Origin of the sequence: Novipirellula methanifontis, assembly GCF_052161655.1 — a bacterium.
Taxonomy (GTDB): Bacteria; Planctomycetota; Planctomycetia; order Pirellulales; family Pirellulaceae; genus Novipirellula.
The window spans coordinates 6,332,577-6,354,269 of record NZ_CP197418.1 but is presented as its reverse complement, the minus strand read 5'-3'; the positions used below and the strand labels follow the sequence as shown (position 1 = coordinate 6,354,269).

At 53.5% G+C, this 21,693-nt stretch carries 16 protein-coding genes; 7 read left to right on the top strand and 9 right to left on the bottom strand.

The genetic code is table 11. The annotated features are described in order from the left end of the window. Positions 1 to 185 precede the first annotated feature (185 nt). On the top strand, positions 186 to 3,743 hold the full coding sequence (locus tag SH528x_RS22900; protein ID WP_442505773.1) for a hypothetical protein: 3,558 nt from the start codon (positions 186 to 188) through the stop codon (positions 3,741 to 3,743). Between the two features lie 144 nt (positions 3,744 to 3,887). After that, positions 3,888 to 5,411: a Gfo/Idh/MocA family oxidoreductase gene (locus SH528x_RS22895; protein ID WP_442505772.1), complete on the top strand. Its 1,524-nt coding sequence runs from the start codon at positions 3,888 to 3,890 to the stop codon at positions 5,409 to 5,411. A gap of 279 nt (positions 5,412 to 5,690) precedes the next feature. Here the strand turns inward: SH528x_RS22895 and SH528x_RS22890 are convergent, their stop codons facing one another. The 7 genes from SH528x_RS22890 to SH528x_RS22860 form a co-directional block, all read right to left on the bottom strand. Next, positions 5,691 to 6,392, bottom strand: coding sequence for an AIM24 family protein (locus SH528x_RS22890; protein ID WP_442505771.1), 702 nt, complete (start codon positions 6,390 to 6,392; stop codon positions 5,691 to 5,693). Between the two features lie 161 nt (positions 6,393 to 6,553). Then, entirely contained in the window at positions 6,554 to 7,657 is a 1,104-nt protein-coding gene (locus tag SH528x_RS22885) for an alanine racemase (protein WP_442505770.1), read from the bottom strand. A 73-nt stretch (positions 7,658 to 7,730) separates the two neighbouring features. Beyond that, complete coding sequence (locus tag SH528x_RS22880; RefSeq protein WP_442505769.1) at positions 7,731 to 8,405, bottom strand: hypothetical protein; 675 nt, start codon at positions 8,403 to 8,405, stop codon at positions 7,731 to 7,733. A gap of 231 nt (positions 8,406 to 8,636) precedes the next feature. Beyond that, positions 8,637 to 10,376 (bottom strand): hypothetical protein, encoded by a 1,740-nt coding sequence (locus SH528x_RS22875; protein ID WP_442505768.1) that lies wholly within the window; start codon positions 10,374 to 10,376, stop codon positions 8,637 to 8,639. 632 nt (positions 10,377 to 11,008) lie between these two features. Continuing rightward, positions 11,009 to 12,037, bottom strand: a complete 1,029-nt coding sequence (locus SH528x_RS22870; protein ID WP_442505767.1) for a DUF1573 domain-containing protein — start codon at positions 12,035 to 12,037, stop codon at positions 11,009 to 11,011. Between the two features lie 558 nt (positions 12,038 to 12,595). Then, positions 12,596 to 13,783 carry a glycosyltransferase gene (locus SH528x_RS22865; protein ID WP_442512163.1) on the bottom strand — a complete coding sequence of 396 codons (1,188 nt, stop codon included), beginning with the start codon at positions 13,781 to 13,783 and terminating at the stop codon, positions 12,596 to 12,598. 181 nt (positions 13,784 to 13,964) lie between these two features. Then, a complete protein-coding gene (locus SH528x_RS22860) occupies positions 13,965 to 14,954 on the bottom strand; it encodes a polysaccharide deacetylase family protein (protein ID WP_442505766.1) in 990 nt (329 codons plus the stop codon). A 349-nt stretch (positions 14,955 to 15,303) separates the two neighbouring features. On the opposite strand from SH528x_RS22860, the gene SH528x_RS22855 reads away from it, so the two are divergent. Beyond that, on the top strand, positions 15,304 to 16,647 hold the full coding sequence (locus tag SH528x_RS22855) for a Gfo/Idh/MocA family protein (protein ID WP_442505765.1): 1,344 nt from the start codon (positions 15,304 to 15,306) through the stop codon (positions 16,645 to 16,647). Positions 16,648 to 16,777: 130 nt separating this feature from the next. Then, positions 16,778 to 17,737 (top strand): ion transporter, encoded by a 960-nt coding sequence (locus tag SH528x_RS22850; RefSeq protein WP_442505764.1) that lies wholly within the window; start codon positions 16,778 to 16,780, stop codon positions 17,735 to 17,737. A gap of 149 nt (positions 17,738 to 17,886) precedes the next feature. Here SH528x_RS22850 and SH528x_RS22845 read toward each other — a convergent pair whose 3' ends face one another. Next, complete coding sequence (locus SH528x_RS22845; RefSeq protein ID WP_442505763.1) at positions 17,887 to 18,714, bottom strand: MBL fold metallo-hydrolase; 828 nt, start codon at positions 18,712 to 18,714, stop codon at positions 17,887 to 17,889. 135 nt (positions 18,715 to 18,849) lie between these two features. Between SH528x_RS22845 and SH528x_RS22840 the strand changes: the two genes are divergently transcribed. The 3 genes from SH528x_RS22840 to SH528x_RS22830 all read left to right on the top strand — a co-directional run bounded on the left by SH528x_RS22840 (position 18,850) and on the right by SH528x_RS22830 (position 20,756). After that, positions 18,850 to 19,275: a hypothetical protein gene (locus SH528x_RS22840; protein WP_442505762.1), complete on the top strand. Its 426-nt coding sequence runs from the start codon at positions 18,850 to 18,852 to the stop codon at positions 19,273 to 19,275. A 161-nt stretch (positions 19,276 to 19,436) separates the two neighbouring features. After that, a complete protein-coding gene (locus SH528x_RS22835) occupies positions 19,437 to 20,273 on the top strand; it encodes a wax synthase family protein (RefSeq protein WP_442505761.1) in 837 nt (278 codons plus the stop codon). A gap of 210 nt (positions 20,274 to 20,483) precedes the next feature. After that, positions 20,484 to 20,756, top strand: coding sequence for a hypothetical protein (locus SH528x_RS22830; RefSeq protein ID WP_442505760.1), 273 nt, complete (start codon positions 20,484 to 20,486; stop codon positions 20,754 to 20,756). A 39-nt stretch (positions 20,757 to 20,795) separates the two neighbouring features. On the opposite strand, the gene SH528x_RS22825 is transcribed toward SH528x_RS22830, so the two are convergent. Then, complete coding sequence (locus SH528x_RS22825; RefSeq protein ID WP_442505759.1) at positions 20,796 to 21,608, bottom strand: EcsC family protein; 813 nt, start codon at positions 21,606 to 21,608, stop codon at positions 20,796 to 20,798. Between the last annotated feature and the right edge of the window lie 85 nt (positions 21,609 to 21,693).

The following is a 21,693-nucleotide window of genomic DNA, read 5'->3' as shown; positions in this document are numbered from 1 at the left end:
AGAGCAATTACGCAACCGGATGTCCAGTATCTGGGTTGCGGTTTACAACATCACGCTATACCACGCTGTTCGCAAATCGGCTGTGTGGTGTATAACAGCGTCCTCGGCATTTTCAATAAGAAGCCGCGTTATAAATGTGCGAATTCACAAGGCGGAATTCAATCCTCTAGCTCAGGAGTCTGGCAATGTTGTCATCACAAACCCCGGCAGTGCAGTATGGCGAGTCCGAAAAGGAAGAACTTCAACGAGCTTTGGGGTGGGACCGCGATCTGTCGAACTCCCCGGCAGCCAAAGAAAATTTAAGAAATTACATTACGCTGCAACTTGCCTCTGCTGGATTGTTGCCACCCGACAACGAACTCGATCAGTCGATGACCACCTTCTCGGCTGGGATTCTAGAGAGTCTGCGAGAAAAGAATCGATTGCTGTCCGAGCATCGGGCACCGGTTGACTCACGTATTGAAAATTTCCTCAATGAATACTTCGCCGATGTCATCGACGGCGATCCGCTACGTCTGCCGGGACGCACGCTAACGCTCGACCGCCACGGTATGTCACGCGAAATGAGTTTGCCGGCGGGTGGATACGAATTCCAAAATGAGCTTGTCAATTCGTATCGTTGTATCAACGGCGTGCTCAACAACCCTCGCTCGGATCGCCGTACCACGGCGGGAACATTCCACGTTGTCGAAGGGGGATTGGCGATCCCGAATGAAAAGCGAATTGTTCCCAAAGGCGTATTCGCCAAGTTGTTTCGGGCCGCAATGAATCCGCCTGACGATTTGATGTTACTGCCGTACACATCCACCTCGGCCAAACCGGCGCTGACTTGGGTGTCGCTGCTGCTTCGCCCGATTGTCTGTCCCGAGGTCCCCGGTTTCTGTGCCCAGAAGACCATGGAAACCCGTTTCTTTGCTCCGGGTTCGTTGATCAGCAACCTCGATTTTGTGGAAACGATTTTCGGTAACGCAGGCGATCCGGTCAGCAGTCGCAACGATGCGGGATTGGACGTGTTGCACTGGAGCGGTCACACCGGTTGTGTCATCTTGGCGACGCACTTGACGAGTTTGACCAAGAAAGAGCTTGGCTTGCCGAGCTACGACGACGCCACCGATCGACAACGTCGCGACTCGATGTGCTGGAAAGACCCAGCTGAAAAATACAACGATGGTGGCGCATTCAAACTGACGTGCCGCGACGAGTCGGGCGTGATCGTAACGCTGATCGCGGATAACTATTACGGTTATTGCAAAAAAGAAGTCAAAACGCAGCTCAGCTACGCGACCAACTTGATGGGTGGATGCGAAGAAGAGCATTCCGGTGGCGCACTCGCATTCGCCTCGTATTCGCTCGGCGATGAATTCCAAGTCAACAGTCGCCGTTACAACGGACGCCGGTTCTCGGACGTCGCTCGCGAGTACCCATCATTCATCGACGTCAAACCCAAAGGTTACGGCGTCGACCGATTCGATTCGAGCGTTATCTACATTCCTGAAAATGCCAAGGTCACACTGATCGAACGCTGCGTCACTTGGACAAACAATGGCAAAGTCGAGCGGATTCCGCTGTCACCGACAAATGTATACATCGCACCAAGCGGCTACAAAATCCGACTCGAAAAACATCCCAACGCGCCGTCTTGGCGATTGGTCGGCTCAGTCGGCGAAGGCATCTTCTGTCACAAACCGTGCACGGTTAGCGGTGGCGGAAAAAGCGAAATCAGCAAGAGCCTTCGCGACTATATGTTGTATGGCCCGATCTTTGTCACCGATCGTGAAAAGGACTTTGCAAAACTCGACGAGATCTTCTCGCGTTCCTATCACGACCGTTGGTCCAAAGAGTACACCGGCCGAACGGACTACACGGAAAAACCGAGTCGCCCAGTGCTCGATCCAAGTCGAAGCCTCGGAAGCGTGATTCAATTGCTGACTCCGTCACCGGACTACAACGAAGACTACAACAAGTGGCTTCGTGATATCCCCGAGCATGTCTATTCGATGGCATTGATCATCAAGCGTTTCATCCGCTCGGGAATGGAAGAAAATTGGCACGAGCATTTCGGTGTCGATATCGTCAACGGTTCGGCAGGTCATGAACTGAAACTCGGCGACCGGACGCTGGTGGGAACCTATTTGCGAGTGGGTTGGGACAATAATCGCTGGCGAACATTCAAATTGCGTCAAGACTTTATTGCTGCGGACAAGGTCCAGCGTGAAGACGACATCAGCGCTAGCGTTGTGGCGCCCGCGGATGTTTTGGGCGACGTCGGTAAAGCGATCACGCCAGCGGGAAGTTACAAGTTCGTCGAAAATTGCGAATATCGATTGTTTCAACGTCCCGATGACGCCGTGCATCGTGGATTGGACAAGCAAACCGAACTCGATTTGTCGCGTCCGGACAGCTTCATCAGCAACTTCGAGCCATTGACGACCTCGCAAGCTCGCGAGATCGTCGACGATGCAATCGAGTTCGACAAATTCACCGGCCCGATGGCAAGGATGCTGGCTAAGGCCGCCGAAGCCAAGGACGGTTATGTCGTCAGCACGGCGAACCCACGGATCGTCAACGGTGCGCCGACCAAAAATCCACGGTACTTGCAAGACCGCCCGGACATGGTCAACGCGCGTGACACCTATGTCGCGATGCGAGGCACGCAATTGCACCGCGGGCTTGCCGAGGATGCTCCGATTCACGCTCCCGTCGGTGCTGTGTTGTCGGGACGTCGCAACAATCCACCGGACCCCGTTGCCGGATTCCGCTCGCTCGCGGTCTACTCGCCGCTGCATTATCAAGAACTGCCTGAGTTGTTGATGGATTACGTTTGCTCTTTGACGGGCAAGAGCCCGAGTACGACGGGAGCGGGCAGCGAAGGCGCTTTGACCAAAGGTCCCTTTAACGCGCTGATGCCGTCGGTCGATTTGAATTCAACCGTTGTGTCATTGATTTTGACCGGACTGGGTGGATTCAGTACCGCAGCGGGTCACGTCGGGCCTCGCTTCGAAGTCGGTCACGATATCTCGCTGTTGATCCCCGAAGTCTGGTGCCGCCTGGGCCCCGAAGAACGAGATCCTGCGGCCATGATTAAGGGCAAGATGCTCGAAAAGATCGAGGATTTTCATCACGGCGATTTGAAAGTTCCTGCCAGCCGCTTGGGATACCGGATTACGACCCGGTTTGTCCGCACCTATTTGGCTCGCGTGTTCGATAATCCATCGAAGGTCTTCACGCCTGAAATCTTGCAACCGGAACTGCAAGACATCGAATCGTTTGTTGACGGTATCATGCACATCGCAGAAGCCCAGAAACGAGTCGCGTTGGCTTACATGGAAGACGGCGGCTTTGAATTGGCATGTCCTCCGCTGCAAGCAGTCTTGAACATCATGGCATACGGGGACCACGAAGGCAAAACCGTAAGCGATCCTGAGATTCGCAAATTGTTTACGCGGGATTCGTTGCTCAGCAGCGATTGGTACGCGCGTCGATTGCAGAAGAAACAGAATCGCGATATCGACCATTGGCGTGCCTTCGAAGCACGGCTTAAAGGAATCGTCGAGCATTCCAAACAGAATGATTCGCCGATCGATTTGGAGTTGGCCGATCGCCTGGGTTACGCATCAGAGATGCTGGCACGTGTCGAATCAACCGACTATCTCGAAGAGCTGGTAGGTACAATTGGCGCGGACCCAATGCAGCCCAGTTTGACCGACAAATCGATGGTCAACCGCTTGGCGAGTAGTCGCTAGTTCCTTGCAAATCGCATCGCTGCGGCCCACCGAGTTGGCTTGTCGCTAAATTTCGCCGGTTAACACACCACCGGCGAAATTTTTCCAGGTAAAATGGTGCACTCTGTCCCACCATTTCTGCTTCCTTCCTGGAAAGATTTTAGCATGCAAAAACTATCTCGACGTCAGTTCACCTCGGCGGCTGCAGCGACAGTCGCTGCAGCATCGCTGCCACGAGCTCAGCGGTTCGCACACGCCGCAGGCCCCAACGACAAACTCGGCGTTTGCATCGTCGGAGTAAATAGCCGCGGCAACGAGCACATTCGTGGCTTCAATCATGACCCCCGCACCGAGATTCGTGCGATTGTCGACATTGACGAAAGTGTTGGGAAGCAACGCGTTGCGAAAGTCAGCGAGATGCAGGGCAGTAAGCCCGAGTTCTTTACCGATGTGCGAGACGCATTGGAAATGAACGGCCTCGACATTTTGACCTGTGCCACCCCTAACCACTGGCACGCCTTGATGGGCGTGTGGGCGATGCAAGGCGGTAAAGACGTCTACATCGAGAAACCGATCAGCCACAACATTCACGAAGGTCGCGCCTTGGTGGCCGCCGCCGAGAAGTACGGCCGCATGTTCCAAACCGGAACCCAATCCCGTAGCAGCAGCGCTTGCCAAGACGCCGTCCAGTTCATTGCCGACGGTGGCATCGGAGAAGTCAACTTTGCTCGCGGTTTGTGCTACAAACGACGTAAATCGATCGGCGCATTGGGCGATTACCCAATCCCCGAAAAAGTGAACTTTGATCTTTGGAGCGGGCCTGCGACCTACACCGACCCCAAGGTCACGCGTAAGCAATTCCACTACGATTGGCATTGGCAACGTCACTACGGCAACGGTGACTTGGGGAACCAAGGACCGCATCAAACCGACATCGCACGCTGGGGATTGGGCGTCAATCGTCACCCCAATTCGGTGCTCACCTACGGCGGCCGATTGGGTTATCAAGCCGAACGCAACGATCCCGATTACGTCGATGCCGGTGACACCGGAAACACCGAAATTTCGATCTACGATTACGGTGACAAATGCCTCGTCTTTGAAACTCGTGGACTTGATTGCTCGACCACCTCGGGCGACGAAATCGAAAGTTTCTTTGGCAAAGGAAAAGGCAACAAGATTGGTGTGATTTTCTACGGCAGCGAAGGTTACGTTGCGCAGACTTCCTACGATCACTGTGCCGCGTTTGACAAGAACAAAAAGCTGATCAAAGAGTTCAAAACGCGTAATGTTGGCGACGCTCACTTTGCCAACTTCATTGATGCGTGCCAATCGCGTGATGCGTCCAAGTTGAATGCCGATGCAACCACGGGTCACTTGTCGGCCGCGGTCAGCCACCTTGGTAACATCTCCTACTACGTTGGCGAGCAGAACCATGCTTCTGCCGACGAGATCAGCAAGGCGCTCGCGAAGATCAAGAGCTTGGACAACAACCAAGAAACGCTACAGCGAACCGTCGAGCATCTTACCGCCAACGGTGTCGACCTCGCAAAAACACCGATGTCGCTGGGAGCCCATCTGAAGTTTGATCCCGAAGCCGAGCAATTTATCGGCAACGACGAAGCCAACGCAATGTTGACTCGCGAATACCGCAGCGGCTTCGAAGTCCCCGCAGCGGAAAACGTCTAAGCGGAACTGAACTGCTAAATCGTTGGTCTTTTATTGACTGTTCGGTTGCGTAATATTCCTACTACCTCTCCACCAACTTTGAAACTGCTGATTTAGTACGACATCACCGCTCTTATGTTAGCCGTTTGGGCGCTAGCCCCGGTTGGATGATGGCGAAACCGTGGCTAGCGCCAAAACGGCTAACTAAATCAGCAGTCTCACTTTGTTGGGGCGAGGTAACTGGGTTAATGAGCCAAAAGGAAAAATCTGCCCTACAGATCCGCTGGCAACATCCAAGCTCTAGTTGCTGCTGCCTTGGAAGTAGACTTCTTCATACGGCTGGACGACCACGAATCCGTTGCCTTGAAAACGCAGTTGTACTGATTCGCCTGAACCGCGTCCGAGAAATGTTTTCCACTGGACATCGGTCTTTAACTCGGGCTCGATGTTGCCTGACCACAACACGGTTGCATTGGGGTCGGTGATGACGGGATGCGAAGGCGAAACCGGCAGCGTCAGCGGATCATAATGGGTCGTAACCGCCACCATCCCGGTTCCTTCGAGCCGAATATTGAACAGACCGCCCGCCAACATCGCCGTCATCTTTTTCATCATGCGAATGTTGTAATTCAGCGACATTTCAAACGCTAACAAATCGTTACCATTGACCGACACCGCTTCATTGTCCAACTGCAAGATGGTGATCTTCTTACCCGCATCGGCACAAAATACCGAACCTTTCCCCGTCACCTTTGTTAGCGACGTTCCCTCGCCCGACATCGCCTTTTTCAGCAGATTGCCAACACCGCGAGACAGCACACCTTCGCGTTCAAATTTCACTTGTCCGGTGTAGGCGACCATTGCGCCCATCTTTATCCAAACTTCGCCGTTGAGATTGATGTCAAGCATCCGCTCGGACTCAAGCTCGAAAAGCCCTTGGTTTAAGTCGCGATCTTTTGTCTTTTCTAAAAAAGCTTGAAGCGAATAACGATTGTCAGACACAGTGCATACTCTTGGGCAACGAGGGAGTGAAGTGAAGCGATCCGCCAACAAAACTATAGCGAAACATCCCACGACGATGTTGCCAACAATTGCTCCGTCGCACACTTGATCGATCCTCGCATCCATTGATGCGATGCAATCAGATCAATGATCTGATGCAATCAGTGGACCATCCCGCGTGCGTCAACCGCTAATCGCCGCAGCGGTTGATCATTGTCCACGAGGATCAGTTCGTTTTGAAGATTGACGCACGGACAAATATGGTTTGGCAAGATGCGAATACGGTCGCCGATCCGTGGACTCCAATCGCTCTCGCCCAATTCGATTTCACCATGCTCTTCGCTTAGTCGGGCAACCTTGGCGCCAGGATGATCCACCAGAAAGCCAAACCCTGATTGCGGATCGGCACCACATAGATCACTCGACAACATTTTGCTGCCGGCATCGATAACCGCCTTGCCTTTGACCGCGGTGCTGATCACCGTTGCATGCACCAACGCAGCACAATCGTCGAGTGTCGCACATTGCCAACGCACACAGTTTAGATCGTTAAAGATGTAGGTGCCGGGGCGAATCTCGCTGATCTCAGGGATCAAATGCGTGTGTTTTGCTGTCGGTGTTGAACCTCCCGAGACAATCCCCGGCTTTAGCCCCTCGCTTTGCAGCGCGTCAAGGATGGAAACCAGGCTAGCTCGAACGTTCGCCATACCTTCGCTAACGCCCGCATGATTAGGCACCACATGCCCCGGAAAAAACATCACACCGTCAAACCGCACATTCGGCAGCAACTCGATCTGGCGTGCCAAACCGACCACCGACTCAGCAGCGGAGATTCCGGTGCGATGATGACCGACGTCGAGATCCACGAGCAGCCCAATGGTGCTGCCGGAGTGATCATGCAAATGACTCGAAATGCGCTCTGCGGCTTCGGTGCTATCGATCCCCATTCGCACTTGATGGTCCTTGCACAGCGACTCAAACAACTGCAGTCGTGCAGGAGTAAAGCAAGGATACGCAATCAAAATGTCTTCGGCATCGCTTGCCGCGGCAATCGCCTCCGATGGTTTGGCCGAGGTCAATCCGACCGCTCCAAACTCGAGCTGCATCTGCGAAAACAAGCGTGATTTGTGCGTCTTGATATGCGGTCGCAAATTCAGATCGTGATCGGCGGTATATTCCGCCATCGACTGCAAATTCTTTCGCACCGTCGGTAAATCGACACTCAGCAGCGGAGTGGGAAAAGCTTCGATCGATGAGCTGGCCATGGTGAGACGCCTGCGGGAGGAAGGAGGGGAATGAGGAAGGAGGGGAAAGGGGGGAGTGCTTGGTGGGCGGTGGTTACGCAAGTACGGCTTCGCCCCACAGACTGGGGTCTTCCAACACCGGGTACTCGGGACCGAGCGTGAGCGTTTGCCAACCGAGTTCGCGGTCAATCACAGCATAATACAGACTGATACGAGGTTGGCTCGCAGGATCAAAACCTGTCAGTGCGTGGGCCGGTACAAAGCCGGACATTTGATAGCCGTCGTGGCGCGGGTAGGCGGCGATCTTTAATTCGTTTGACGCGACCGGTTTGGGGTTAACACGAGCACGGTTGATTGGAATCCAGGCGGCGACGGGATGTTCACGCTTGGGGCCGCCTCCGGCGGGCATCCACAGAAAACGATGGCAATACTGGGTCGCTCGGTGAATCCCGGGGCTACACCGCGTATCGATCCAAAAATGAAATCCGTCGCTGTCGTCCAGTCGTGAATCACGGCACCACGGCAATTGCCGCTTGCCGGTGACATTGACGGTCAATCCGATCCCGCTCGCATTCCAAGCCATCCGCACATCGGCAAAAACCGGCCGCTCACCGAGTGCACCAAACGATGGCAACCGACACGTTTCGGGAAGCGTCAGCCCCTTGCTCGACCACTTCATCTCGTCCTGAAGTAGCCGAATCTCGAATCGAAACAGAAACGAAGGGTCGATCAACGGCTCCGGTTTCGTCGGGGGGGGCAAATCGCTCAAATCAGTATCACTTTGATGGAGTAAAATTCCACGAAAACGCAACGCCTATCAGCCTAATCTTTATCGCGATCATCATCCATCCGGGGCTAAATTTGGCGTGAAGCCAGGCCTTTGCAAAACAAAAAAACACCCTGGCAGGTTTCCCCGCCAGGGTGAGTCGTTCTGACCGAACGAGCAAGCGTTGCGGTCAGTTGTCTTAGAAAGACGATTTCAGCTTAGGCTGCGTTTCGTTTACCAGTTGAAGTTCATTCCAACGTAGGCACCGTGCAGTAGTAGCGAGTCGTTGGCATAAACGCCGCCAGTGGTCGCCACTGAACTGTAATCTTGGTCAAGCGAACCTGTTGAGGTCGCAACTCCAGCGGCACCCAACATGCGGTAACCGCCACGAACGGTCCAGGCATTGTTCAGACGATAGCCCAAGCCAAGATCGATTTCACCAAGTCCAGCCAAGACCGTATCACTCGATTTGGTGTTGACGAATTCTGATGGCATCGTGGTTTCGTAAGCGTAGCCGGAAGCGGTTCCCATACGCTGAGTCATTTCAGCTCGGTTGCCGTAGATACCAAACTTGCCGCCGATGCCTAGATTGCAACGACTGTTCAGGCAGTAAGTCAACATCGAGCCGTATTGATAACCGAACAGGTTATTTTCAACGTCAATGTTGTAATAAAAGTCAGTCGCTTGGTAACCACCCGATCCATCGATATTCGCAGCGAATTCGAATTCATCGTTGAATTGGAACCAACGGAAACCGTGGCTGGTGTTCACACGGACACGACCGCTGGTGGCACGAACCAATGGCCCCGTTGCTCCACCGTAACCGTTACATGAGTTGCCGATCCCAAGATTCGCTCCGATGCCACCACAGGCACCTTGGCTGCACATTGCCGCGGCACGCTGGGCTCCCATCAAACCAAAACTGGTCAAATTGACTTCAAGGCCTTGCATTTCAACGTTGCGGCGTACGCGGTAAGCCGCTGCATTATCGTACAAGTTGTAAACCGTATCGACGCCCGTACCATTAGGGTCGATCGAGATATTGTTCCAAGATGCAAGCGGAGCGTAGTAGGATCCCGCAGTCACGATCGTTTCCGATTGACTTGGGTTGAAGTTCATATACGTGGCACTCAGCCCATACCGACCGCAATCCAAGTAGCGACCGAACGTCAAGTCGTATCCCAATGTCGAGTCAGGATCCACAACGCCGGTGGTGGTATGGGTGCCATAACCCGAGTCGAAAGCGATCAGACGACGGGCATGGTTGGTTTCCATTTGCCAGAACAGCAAATTGAAACCACCGTACCAAGGTGCAAGATTAGGTCGGGTGCCTGGCGTCGCACAGGCTCCGGTATCACAACTTTGTGCTGCGAAACCTTGGCTTGCGTAACCGTGACCTGCGAAACCGTTGTTGAAAAAGGATTGAGGTCCGCTGTAAGGCGAGGATCCATCAACCAACGGTGTTTCCGATGTCGGTTGCGGAGCCGGCCAATGAGCAGGTGCCTGCTGATATCCGGGTTGACCGTATCCCTGAGCAGCACCGGGAGCGCATCCCGGTCCGGCTTGGACACCCGTCGTTGAATAAGGAACCGGAGCCATTGGCTGCTGGTATCCCGGATGGTTCAGCTGAGTCCCTTGTTGCGGTTGAGCTTGAGGCTGCTGCTGCTGAACCTGTGGTGGTGCGGGCATGCGAGGCGCTGGCTGTGCGGGGACACCCTTGGGTGCCGGCAGAATCTCAGCATTATCTTGCTTTGCCGCACCGACGGGGCCGCCCGTTGATACTGTGTGCAAGTAACCTTGAGGCTGCATGCTCTGTTGTGGCATTGCCGGTTGTTGTGGTGGAACAATGTTGAAGTTGCTCCACTTCGAAGGCGAATTGTATTGTTCAACCGACGGTGCATTTTGTGCAATCGCGGCGTTACAAACGCTCATGCCTAGGGCAATCGCAACGCACCGCATAAAATTGGTTCTCATCTATAAACTCCTTTTTATATATTTCACCGAATCGACTCGCTGGCACAACGAAAAACGTTGACCTCTATTTGTCAGACTCTTTCGCTAACCAGCATCGCCTTCTTGATTCGTTGCTCGAACCGATGGTCGGCGTGTGGTCCGTTACCCTAAAGTTGTAATGTGGAAGCCGAACCGACTTTAGCTGAAGTGCTAAAGGACGATGTCACCAAAGATTTCGAAACAGCAGCAACATTCCTTGTTGAGCCATTTCGAGGTATTTCTCTGGAACCCCGACTTCCCCGTGCTGAAAGTAATCGTCATCTGGGTGGGGCCTACTATGCATCTAAAACCGATTACGGCAGCCAATACCGGTAGTGACGACATTAGGACACGCACATTGGTTGCCCTTCCCCTGATGCGTCCATACTCCGCACGCAGAAAGAACTCCCCAGACCGCAAAGCTTGCCACTGCCATTCGCGTTACCGAAAAACGCGTCGCCGTCGATGCACACGCGCCGAGACGATCGAAGATGACTGGGATTGAGCCAGAGACGCAAACAAAAAACGCCTCCCGATCTTTCGAGAGGCGTTTTAGTTAAGTTACTTCTGCCGGACTGCGGCCGATCCTTTAGAAAGGAGGGCCGCGATCGTCTTTATTCCGAACGGATATCTGCGGTCAGCAAGGCTTTTGCTTGCACTGACTTGGCACCCGAGGTCGAAATGACAACGGGCTTTCGGACGTTTCCAGTCGAATCGGTCGGGGTGAAGGTCACATCAAGCAGAAAAGTCGTGTTTTCGGCGGTTGGACGATCAAATTTGACGTCCCAGCCTTCGCACTCGATGGAATCAATCATGACGGGCTCTTGGCTGCGGATAACCAATCGTTTCGAGATCGGTTGACCAGGCTTCACACTGCCAAGGGCAATCGATTGCGGTGAAATGCTGAGCAGACTTTCAACTTGGCCACTGACACGCAGCGGAACGCGGGGCATCGAACGGTCGTTCGTAACCACGGTGACTTCGTCTTGAAAGAAGCCTTGAGGGGCATCTTCTTGGATGGTGACCGTGATTTCGTAGTCCGCACGGCCGCTACCTCGGCTGAGTTGCTTGAATGAGGTCAATAGCCATGGTTTGTTGCTGACAACGTCCGTTACCTGCCAATCATCACGACCTGCGTAGAGAATTTTGCTCGTTTTAGTCTTAACTTCGCCTTGCGTTGCACGATCAAAATTGACTTCGCCTGGGTGAAACACCATATCGCTGCGGATATATCCGTCCACAACCAAGCGGGCTTCGGCATAAAAAGGTTGGTCCACAACCACCGTCAACGTCGCGCCCTTCTTGCCACGAAACGTGCCAGTGTTGAAACGAGCCAAAATCGAGCCGGTTTCGCCCGGTTGAATGTACTGAGTTTCAATGATCGGCGTGGTGCAACCACAACTCGCCCGCACCGATTGGATGTGCATCGGGGTTGAGTATGGATTGCTGACCGGAAAACGAAATTCCGTCTTCGCCGCGACGGCAACCGCGCCAAAGTCATGAGCTTTGATCGGAAAGACTTTTTCTGACCAATCTTGCGATAGCGCGGAACCCGATTGCAGCGATGAAACCGCAAACACGCTGATGCTGATCGCAGTCAATGCGATCGCCCTATGGGAAATTTGTTGAAGGAGATTGAACATTTACTTCTACCTGTGATAGCAACCGCGGGGAGGGGTAAGAATCGCACGCGACACACTTTTCAGAGGGGTAGCAGCAAGATTCTTTATTTTTGACTATTGGGTCAATCTTTGTCAGATTAACGGTGATTTTCATTCAGACAAGGGAAAGTCTTCATATTCCGCTCTCATTTAATGGGAATAAGACGTAACAGTTATGCATGCGACGGCAAGATGGGCTAAATGGAAAACAAAGGACCTTTACGTTGTCTTTTTTTGTTAATTTCAACGGGCCTCAAACTTTCCTTTGCCGAAATGATGGCCGATTGCCACAACCAACTCAGCGCTGCTGCAAGGAGATTTGGCCAATCTCGGATTGAGGTCATTGGTTTGGTCGAGGGTGGAACGAGTCGAGCGAAGTCCAGTGAGATGGCTTGGTTGCCATCCTTCTTCCTGATCGGTCATTGAGTTGCCAGCATTCTTTCGCCCAAGCAATACGTGAAACGGAAATGCGTTTCGCAACTTTCCTGCCAAAGACGCGTCGGTATTCCGACAGGGGGGGCGGGCAACGCAGTGTCTCGTTTAGTAGGAAATGCTGTTTGTGGGTTGCTCTTGGGGCGACACCTTGGCTGGTCGTGGCGATGGAAGAGCGTTTTTTAATATTTTCGAGTCATATAATCGGGTGGCGAGCGACTCGTATCCTCGCACCATTGAATCGAGAGATCCGGTTGCCACGACGCGTTCGCGTCCCTGCTCTCCCATCCGACGTGCTGTCTCGGGGTCATTCAGTAATTGCGATACGGCGTTGGCCATCGCAGGCACGTCTTGCGAAGGCACCAAATGGCCCGTGACGTCTTGGATTACCGATTCCGAAATGGATCCGACGTCGGTCGCGACGACAGGAACGCAGCACGCCAATGCTTCGAGGATCGAAACAGGCGATGCTTCATTGAGCGACGTTAGCGCGAACACATCCATGCCGGCAACAAGTTCGGGCGTGTCATGACGTGTCCCCAACAGATGAACATGAGAGGCAAGGTCTAATTCGTCGCGAAGATTTTCGATTGCGGTCCGCTCGGGGCCATCACCGACGATCACCCAGTGGGTTTGCCCCAATCGCGAATCGCGATTTTGATTGCGGATCATCGCCGCCGTGTTCAGTAACATGGCGTGATTTTTTTCGCTGCGGAGCGCGGCCACCAATCCGACCACCGGGGCGTCACTAGGAATACCAAGCTCGTTGCGGAGCGATTGCCGTGCAGTAGCAGATGCGTGAAAGCGATCGCAGTCCACTCCATTGCGAATCACGTTTACTTTCGAGGCGGGAAACTTCTCGAACGAAGTCAAGAATTCACCATGAGACTCGGCGACTCCGATAAAGGCATCGGTGATACAAGTCAACTTGCGGTTGAGGCGGCCGACACCGTCCGGCCATCCGGTCGAGTGCAGTGCCGACGCGATCACGGGCACCCCGGCTATCTTTGCTGCGACGCGTCCCCAAAACATCTTGTCGCCCGCGCCGACCGTGATCACGACGTCAATCCAGCGACTGTGCATCAAATGCACAAGGCGTGGCAACACACGCATGTCGTATTTGCTGGACAGTAGATTAAAATGGACTTTGAATTCGCTGGCGATCTGATCTCCGAGAACTCCAGGATCTTTCAGGCATGCGACTTCCGGAATCATGATCTCGGGGTTCATCCGCCGCATCAAATTGACAAGCAATGTTTCAGCGCCTCCCACCGGCATGCTTGTAATCACAAACATGCATCGCAGTGGCCCCTCTTTGTGACGCGGCGGTACGGGACGATAAATTTGCTGAATTTGATTGAGCATTTGATCGATGGTCTTGCGGATAGATTACTGATGTGCGTCCAGCGGGTTGCGAACCCCGGTTCAGAATTTAGAGATTAAGCGAGGCATTGGCCTCGCTGTGCCAACTCGCCCCTTAGCCAACCGAAGTGACGTGAGTCTGTGGTATGGTGACTTGAGGCATGGCTGGGTAAACAGATTGCGACGCTGTTTCCCCAACAGGCAAAACTTGGTTTGATTCACGACTACTTTGCTGACTTTGCGCGAGTTCGGTGTGTGCTGGTACACGGGGCCTCAGTGCATAGTTCACTTTGGGCTCGAGTCGCAATTTCCGTGGATCAAAGCTGAGCCAATTCTTCATTCGCGAGAAACACGGATCTCCGTGAAAACGGCGAATGTGAAACGAGTCGCGTCCGACAGTGTTGTAGGCACCAAACGCGCTGCAGAAGCCAAGCATGCCGCAGCGATAAACCGCGTCGATCACCATCGACGTCAACTGCGAGGGCAGCCCGTAGGGCACTGCAAAATAACGAACCGGACGCCCGATCCATTGTTCAAGCTCGTCTTTCGCCGTCGTGATTTCGTGATGCACGACTTGGGGATCGGTCACCTTTGAAAAATCGACATGATTGCGGGTGTGCAGTCCGATTTCGATTCCCGAATCCGAGATGTCACGCAGTTGTTGCAAGGTGTTGGGTGCCAGATCGACGCCAGCCTCAACATCATGCGGAAACGGCCTTTGATGTTTGACATGTCCGATGGCAACAAAATAGACGCACGGAATGTTTCGTTCGGCTAGTAATGGCAGAGCAAATTCACAGTTTTCCGCGTAGCCATCGTCAAAGGTGAAGGTCACGGTCGGATGAGAGCAATGATTGTTGTCGACTCGATTTTGTAGCTCATCAAGTCCGATCAAATCGAAGGACGATTGGCAGTAGTCAACGTGACGCAAAAACTCTCGTCGTGAAATGGTCCAATCGTTGGGATGGGTGTCGGCAACGCGGTGATAGAACGAGACGCACAGCGGCGAAATTCCTTCATGCGAAAGCAAGCGATTACGCACGGCACGTACGGGAGTCGCCAGTTCGGTTCGAGCCAATAAAGCTGCTGATTTTATTAGGTTCATCTGCTTGGGTTCCTTGGAGTCCACCGAGACACAACGGTCCCTCTACAGAGGTTTACCTCACAAACCGGCTTGTGACCGGGCGAATACAAAGGTTGGAACACGGGAAGTTGAACCATCGTAGTGGTCGTAGCGATTATTCCGACGTCAACGTTTACGTCGCTGTATCCAACACTACGCGGGCGTTTGCTGTATCCTAGGGCGAGACGGAATTCATGGTTTTTTCGCGGCGAACGTCGTTGCGATCCCAGCCAACCACCTTGATTGGGGGCTGGGCCGTTCTCTCCGCCTGTTTTCCCACCTTCATAGATCGATTTCCCACCTTTCTCAAACGCCGAGGCCCGAAACTCGCATGACCCAACCGATTAAAACCAACCCCACTGTGTCCTCTGAAACCCCGCTACCCTCGCGGCGTAAATTTATCCAAAACAGCGGCGTGATCTCAGCCGGCGTGGCATCGACTTTTGCATCCACGCGAGTGCTGCGTGGCAGCGAGCCCGCAGAATCGAAACCCGAGCCGATTCGTTTAGGACTCGTCGGTGCCGGCGGACGTGGCAGCGGAGCCATCAACGATTCGTTGTCGATCAACGACAACGTCAAATTGGTTGCCGTCGCGGACTTGGTTGAACAGAAATGCCAAAACATTTGCAAGTCGCTCGCGTCACGCTACGCCGACAAGCTCGACGTCAAACCGAGCGATATGCACCACGGATTGGACGCTTACAAACGAGTGCTCGACAACAAGGACGTCGACGTCGTGCTGTTCGCCACACCGCCGGGATTCCGTGCTCCGTATGTACTGGACGCGGTTGACGCTGGGAAACATGTTTTTGCTGAAAAGCCAACTTGCGTGGATCCGGCAGGTTACCGGCAATGTCTCGAAGCCGATAAAAAGGCGCGAGCGAACAAGACTGCCATCGTTACGGGAACCCAGTACCGGCGGCAAACCAATTACGTCGAAGCGATCAAGCGGATCCACGAAGGCGAAATTGGTGACATCATCAGCGGTACCGCTCGTTACTGTTCCAACGGCATTTGGTATCGCCAACGCAAAGAAGGCATGAGCGACGCCGAGTACCAGCTCTACAACTGGATGCATTTCGTCTGGCTCTCGGGCGATCAAATTTCCGAGCAAGCGGTTCACAACATTGACACAATCAATTGGATCATGGGCGGCCCACCCGTATCCGCGTACGGTGGTGGCGGACGGTTCACCCGTCCGGACGATAGTGAAATGTGGGACAACGTCGCGGTGGACTATGTTTATCCCGGCGACCGCGTGGTGTCGTTTATGTGTCGGCAAATTCCAGACACCAAGTCGGACAACAGCAACGTAATCTACGGCACCAAAGGAACCTGCACGATCTTGGGTGGCAATAGCGGGGCTTCGATCAAAACCCGCGATGGCAAGACGACTTGGGAAATGGAAGGTAACATCGGTGCGGCGTACAAGCAGGAGCACAAAGACCTGGTCGATTCGATTCGCGAAGGCAAACCGATCGTCGAGTTTGCCGAAACTGCCGCGAGTTCGCTGACCGCAGTGCTCGGCCGCATGGCGGCTTATACCGGCCAAGCGGTGACCTGGGATTTTGTTGCCAACGAATCTAAACTCGATATCGTACCTAGCGATCTGGATATCAAAGGGCCGGGTGCTCCGCGTGGTTTTGCGGTTCCCGGAAAAGAAGAGTTAGTTTAATTTTTTGAGATTGTATTCGTAGCCTGGGCAATCCGCGTCGTGCGTTCGGCGGATTCCTAGGCTACGATTGAGTTCCCATCTGGACGGGCACGGATTCGATCTCATTCTCTTAACCCCATCAAACGACGTCATGGCGACCTCATCTCCCGACCCCATGACATCGACGCGTCCCGGTTCGCATGCCCAGCAAAAAACGCAGCGGCGACGTCAAACCCAGCGGCCTGATTCGCCGCCGTGGCGTCAAACGATGTACGACGTCATTTTCGAGGCCGACACGCCGGCCGGACGCTGGTTCGACATCGGATTATTGGTTGCGATTCTCGCCAGCATTCTGTTCGTCGCACTCGAAACGGTTCCCGATTTCCGTGAACCAGGATACGGACGTCTGCTTGATGCGTTCACCGCGGCCGAATGGTTTTTGACGATTCTGTTTACGATCGAATACGGGCTGCGACTACTCTGCTCGAGACATCCGCTTCGCTACGCCTTCAGTTTCTGGGGCATCATCGACCTATTGAGTGTGGTGCCAAGCTATTTGACCTTCTTTGTCGGCAGTTCGTCGCGTTCGCTGCTCACTCTCCGCAGCATCCGATTGCTTCGTGTCTTTCGCGTATTGAAACTTTGGCGAATGATGAACGAGGCCGATGAGCTTTCGCATGCCATTTGGAGCGCTCGCAATAAGATCGTCGTCTTTCTTGCGGTCGTGTTGGTTGCGGTGACGATCAGTGGTGCATTGATGTATCACGTGGAAACGCTACTGTTCAACGTAGACGAAGTCACTCACGTGAACCCCGACAGCCACTTCACCTCGATTCCTCAATCGATGTACTGGGCGATTGTTACCATGACCACCGTGGGTTACGGCGACGTGGTTCCCAAAACATCGATTGGCAAAATGATTTCAGCGGTACTGATCCTGCTTGGCTACAGTTTGATCATTGTGCCCAGCGGTTTCGTCAGCGCGGAATTGGTGGGGCTGAGAGCTGGCGAAAATCAGAATCGCGAGCAACATCCCTGTTCGGTGTGCGAAGTCACCAGTCACTTGAAAGACGCAAAATACTGCTATCGCTGCGGTAATCTGCTGCAATAAGTCGATCGACGACCATTCGCACGCTTCCAACCAGCCGCTACCGCGTTCGCAACGGGCGACGAATGACTGCCGTAGTGGATCTTGCTAAAGATCCTGCCACGCTGGGATCTTTAGCAAGATCCACTACGCGCAGATAACGCATGAATTCTTTATCGCGGCTTCAGCGGATTCCCGGACGTTTCCCAAAACGTCTGTTGAGTTCGATTCGCTGCGACACTCATCACCGCGCCGGCGTTGTAGCGATCCGCAACATGCAGTCGCAAATTACGTTTGATCATTTTGCGATGCGTTTGCAGAACCAGATCGGGACGGTTGTTGTGCTCGGACAAATGACCGAGACATGCCCATTGCAATCGCGAACTTGCTTTTCGGTTCAACAGGTCGGCGCATTCTTCGTTTGACAAATGGCCTCGCGAGCCGCGAATACGATTCTTTAGCTGCTCGGGATAGGGGCCGTTGTGCAGCATTTCGGGGTCATAGTTGCTTTCCAAGATCACGGCGTCCAACGTCCCCACGACATGATCCAAATCACAATCGACATGACCGATGTCGGTTAAAATCCCCAAGCGGCTCGAGCCATCGTCGACGACAAAGGCAACACTGTCGCAGGCGTCATGCGGCGTGCAAAGCGTTTCGACACGAACGCGGCCGAAGGCTAGCGTGCTGCCAGAGTCAAAGTGGTGCACATCATCGACTCGGCCGATCTTCGCTTTCTTTTGTGTCGCCTGCATCGTCGGGGTCGACACATGAATGGGCAGACCAAACTTTCGCTGAAACACGCCCATGCAACGCACATGATCGCTGTGTTCGTGCGAAATGATCAACGCGTCGATGTCGCGGATGTCTTTGCCGTGTGCGGCGAGCCGTTTTTCGGCCTGCGTCCCACTAATTCCCGCATCAAATAGCAATTGGACTCCGTCGGCCTCGACGTAGACGCAATTTCCGTTGCTTCCCGATTGCAATGTGATGACTTCCATGTCGGCATTCTAACGTGGCAGTGTCCGAGTTCCAGTCCCCCAGCTTCTCACTATTAGCAGGGATTCCCCCTATTGACAGGTTGCGATGACGGCACGATTGCGGTTCGTAAAGTGCGACACAAGCTGAGGAGATTCATGATGATAGAAACGCTGATTTTTTACGCTGGAGTCGGACAACTGATTCTCGTCATCATGAGTCTCGCGATCCCGTACGTTTTGAATTGGACCGAGGACACGGCACGGCTAAGACCATTGACGCGTCAAGTTTTCTGGACCTACGCGGGATACATCTGGGGAACCAACCTCAGCTTTGCTCTGCTGTCAGTGATTTCCCCGACGAGCTTGATTGACCAGTCATTTTTGGCAACCGCGATCACGATCTATATCTTTGTCTATTGGCTGGTTCGCGTGGTCATCCAATTCGCGTGGTTTGATCGCAGCGATGCACCACAGGGTCTTCGATATGCGTTGGGCGAAGTCATGCTTGATGGTTTATTTGTCTGCTTGACGATCGTTTATGGATGGGCCGCATACACGAATCTATCGGGAGCATCGGTTTGACAGGCTACTCGGTCGCCAATCCCACACGGTTTTTTGAACTGATCGTTTTCATTAGCTTGGTTCCCATCGTTGGGTATTGGATTGCGGCCATTCCCCGCATTGCAATGGGTAGAACAATCACGTGGAGTTTTGCAGTGCTGTCGGTTCTATTTGTTGAAAGAATGAGTGCCGAAGAGCCTGCGGGAACGCGGATGTTGTTGATCATTGTCACCTTGCTGTGGTCAATGAAAACCGTCGTTTACGGCGAGTCACGCCAGCGTGGCGACTGTGAATTGTCGTATTGGCAATGGCTTGGATTCTGTGTTGGCTGGTTTGGCATGCGAGCGGAATTGTTCCGGAAAGTTTCAGCAAAGCCTCTCCCCGACTGGCAAAACCCAATCTGGCGGGGATTGCGAAATGGAAGTGCTGGAGCCGTCTTGGTGTTTACTGCATGGTGGCTCGTACATGATGTTTCGCAAGAGTCCGCTAGAATCGATATCTATCGATTGTGGACTGCGACCGCATTGCTGTTACTAGGTCTGAGCCTGGGGGTACATTTTGGTTTCTTCAGTCTTTTGACGGGAGCTTGGCGTTATGTTGGCATTCGATGCGTGTTGCTTTTCCGAGCACCGCTGCGATCGCGATCACTGACTGAGTTTTGGGGTCGTCGCTGGAACATTGCCTTTTCCGAAATGACAGCGTTAGCCGTTTATCGGCCTTTGAAACAACTACCGGGACGACCGCGGCGAGTGACGATGATCGCCACGATCGGAGCATTTCTGTTCTCCGGATTGCTGCATGAATTGGCGATTAGTGTTCCGGTAGGTGCAGGGTTTGGGCTTCCCATGCTTTACTTTGCAATACACGCAGTCGGGATTTTGTTTGAGCGAAGACTCACGTTTCTAGAATCTCCCTTGGCCGGCCGCTTGTGGACGGCGACCTGGGTGTTGTTGCCGTTGCCTCTGCTGTTCCACCGACCGTTTTTACAAGGTTGTGTTTGGCCCGTCATCGGGATTTAAATTGTTGCGTCAAACCTGATACGCCACAGTGACCTTGTTTTTACACATCGCATTGTTTTTGCACAAAGTTTGTGGGTGGGAATCGCATACTTTGGCAGCTCTATTCACCCTCTGATACAATTTAAGAGTGGCTTGGCAGAGTCGTGTTCCGGGCGAAGAGTCACTTTGCGAACCTTCGGATACATCACCCCTCTCCTTGGAGTTGCTCCGATGACTGATCACCAAAATCCTGAAGTGCTTATTAGCGTTGCGGACGACGTGGAAGCGGCTGTGATCATTGCCGCTCTGCAATCACGCGACATTAAAGCCACCGCGACAGGCGGCTTTACCGCAGGCTTTCGCACCGAGACTCCGGGGCATATCGATGTCCTTGTTCGCCACGAAGATCTTGTACAGGCTCGAAAAGCACTCGCCGAAATCGAAGAGGACCAGGGCCATGTCGACTGGTCTAAGGTCGATGTCGGCGATCCCGAAGACGAATAATGCTGACGCGGATTCGGTGATTCAAATGGGTTGGGGAACTTACAAGCTTAAATAGGCTGCTTGGATCTCGGACTCGCCATAGTCGCGTTCAAGTCGGCGAATGGTAAAGTGGGCACGGGCGAGGTCTTGATAGTGGTCAATGAAATAACTGTTGATCAGCGCGCCACCGACCGCTCCGATAACGGGGATCGCTTGTGCCGCGATTTTTTCACTCACCACCACTCCAAAACGCTTGGCGATCATCCCCATTAATTTCACCAGCGGCGGGGCAGCGGTATCCGAGACGCCGAACTTCAGCACGTATTTGGATGCATCGGCTACCTGTTTTGACATCGCTGCGCGCACGGCAAAGTAGCCCACTTCGGTGTTATCGTCGACGTCCGAGTCGCCACCGTCGATGGCAAACACTTCCAAACATGCCAAACGAGTACGGACGTCCGTCAAATCTTCGCCTTGGCTGCGAGCGATGTCCGCGATGCTCCGCAAGATCAAGACGGTCGAGACCGGCAATTCGATCGCGACGGTGGTCATTCCGAAAGCGCCACCGGCGGCTCCCGAAATCCCAGCTAACAATTTGTGCGTTAGCAGCTTCGGCTTGCCTTCCTTGGTGTCGTGGCCGAGCGTTCGCAGCGCCACATCCATTGCGGCAGCAAGCGATTTGTCGATCGCCCCGTGAATCGCATTCTCGGCAACACTCGGCAGCATTTTCATCGAGGCGGTAATCGGCGTTCCCATTAACTCGGTCAAGCGATCGGCCAGACCATGATGCTCAAGCGTTTCCTTGGCCTCACGCAATTCGGCAATCACATCTGCTGGCAGCGAAGAGTCGGGATCATCATGGGTTCGTATCATCAAATTCGCCTTCCAAAGTGAATCCGTAAAAATTGAAACGACTGCATGTTCAATATGAAGCATCCCGCCCTCAGTGGCTAGACAC

Coding starts and splice junctions, on each gene's coding strand:
- SH528x_RS22900 (WP_442505773.1), top strand. CDS start 186: ATGTTGTCATCACAAACCCCGGCAGTGCAGTATGGCGAGTCCGAAAAG.
- SH528x_RS22895 (WP_442505772.1), top strand. CDS start 3,888: ATGCAAAAACTATCTCGACGTCAGTTCACCTCGGCGGCTGCAGCGACA.
- SH528x_RS22885 (WP_442505770.1), bottom strand. CDS start 7,657: ATGGCCAGCTCATCGATCGAAGCTTTTCCCACTCCGCTGCTGAGTGTC.
- SH528x_RS22875 (WP_442505768.1), bottom strand. CDS start 10,376: ATGAGAACCAATTTTATGCGGTGCGTTGCGATTGCCCTAGGCATGAGC.
- SH528x_RS22870 (WP_442505767.1), bottom strand. CDS start 12,037: ATGTTCAATCTCCTTCAACAAATTTCCCATAGGGCGATCGCATTGACT.
- SH528x_RS22865 (WP_442512163.1), bottom strand. CDS start 13,783: ATGTTTGTGATTACAAGCATGCCGGTGGGAGGCGCTGAAACATTGCTT.
- SH528x_RS22860 (WP_442505766.1), bottom strand. CDS start 14,954: ATGAACCTAATAAAATCAGCAGCTTTATTGGCTCGAACCGAACTGGCG.
- SH528x_RS22855 (WP_442505765.1), top strand. CDS start 15,304: ATGACCCAACCGATTAAAACCAACCCCACTGTGTCCTCTGAAACCCCG.
- SH528x_RS22850 (WP_442505764.1), top strand. CDS start 16,778: ATGGCGACCTCATCTCCCGACCCCATGACATCGACGCGTCCCGGTTCG.
- SH528x_RS22845 (WP_442505763.1), bottom strand. CDS start 18,714: ATGGAAGTCATCACATTGCAATCGGGAAGCAACGGAAATTGCGTCTAC.
- SH528x_RS22840 (WP_442505762.1), top strand. CDS start 18,850: ATGATGATAGAAACGCTGATTTTTTACGCTGGAGTCGGACAACTGATT.
- SH528x_RS22835 (WP_442505761.1), top strand. CDS start 19,437: ATGAGTGCCGAAGAGCCTGCGGGAACGCGGATGTTGTTGATCATTGTC.
- SH528x_RS22830 (WP_442505760.1), top strand. CDS start 20,484: ATGACTGATCACCAAAATCCTGAAGTGCTTATTAGCGTTGCGGACGAC.
- SH528x_RS22825 (WP_442505759.1), bottom strand. CDS start 21,608: ATGATACGAACCCATGATGATCCCGACTCTTCGCTGCCAGCAGATGTG.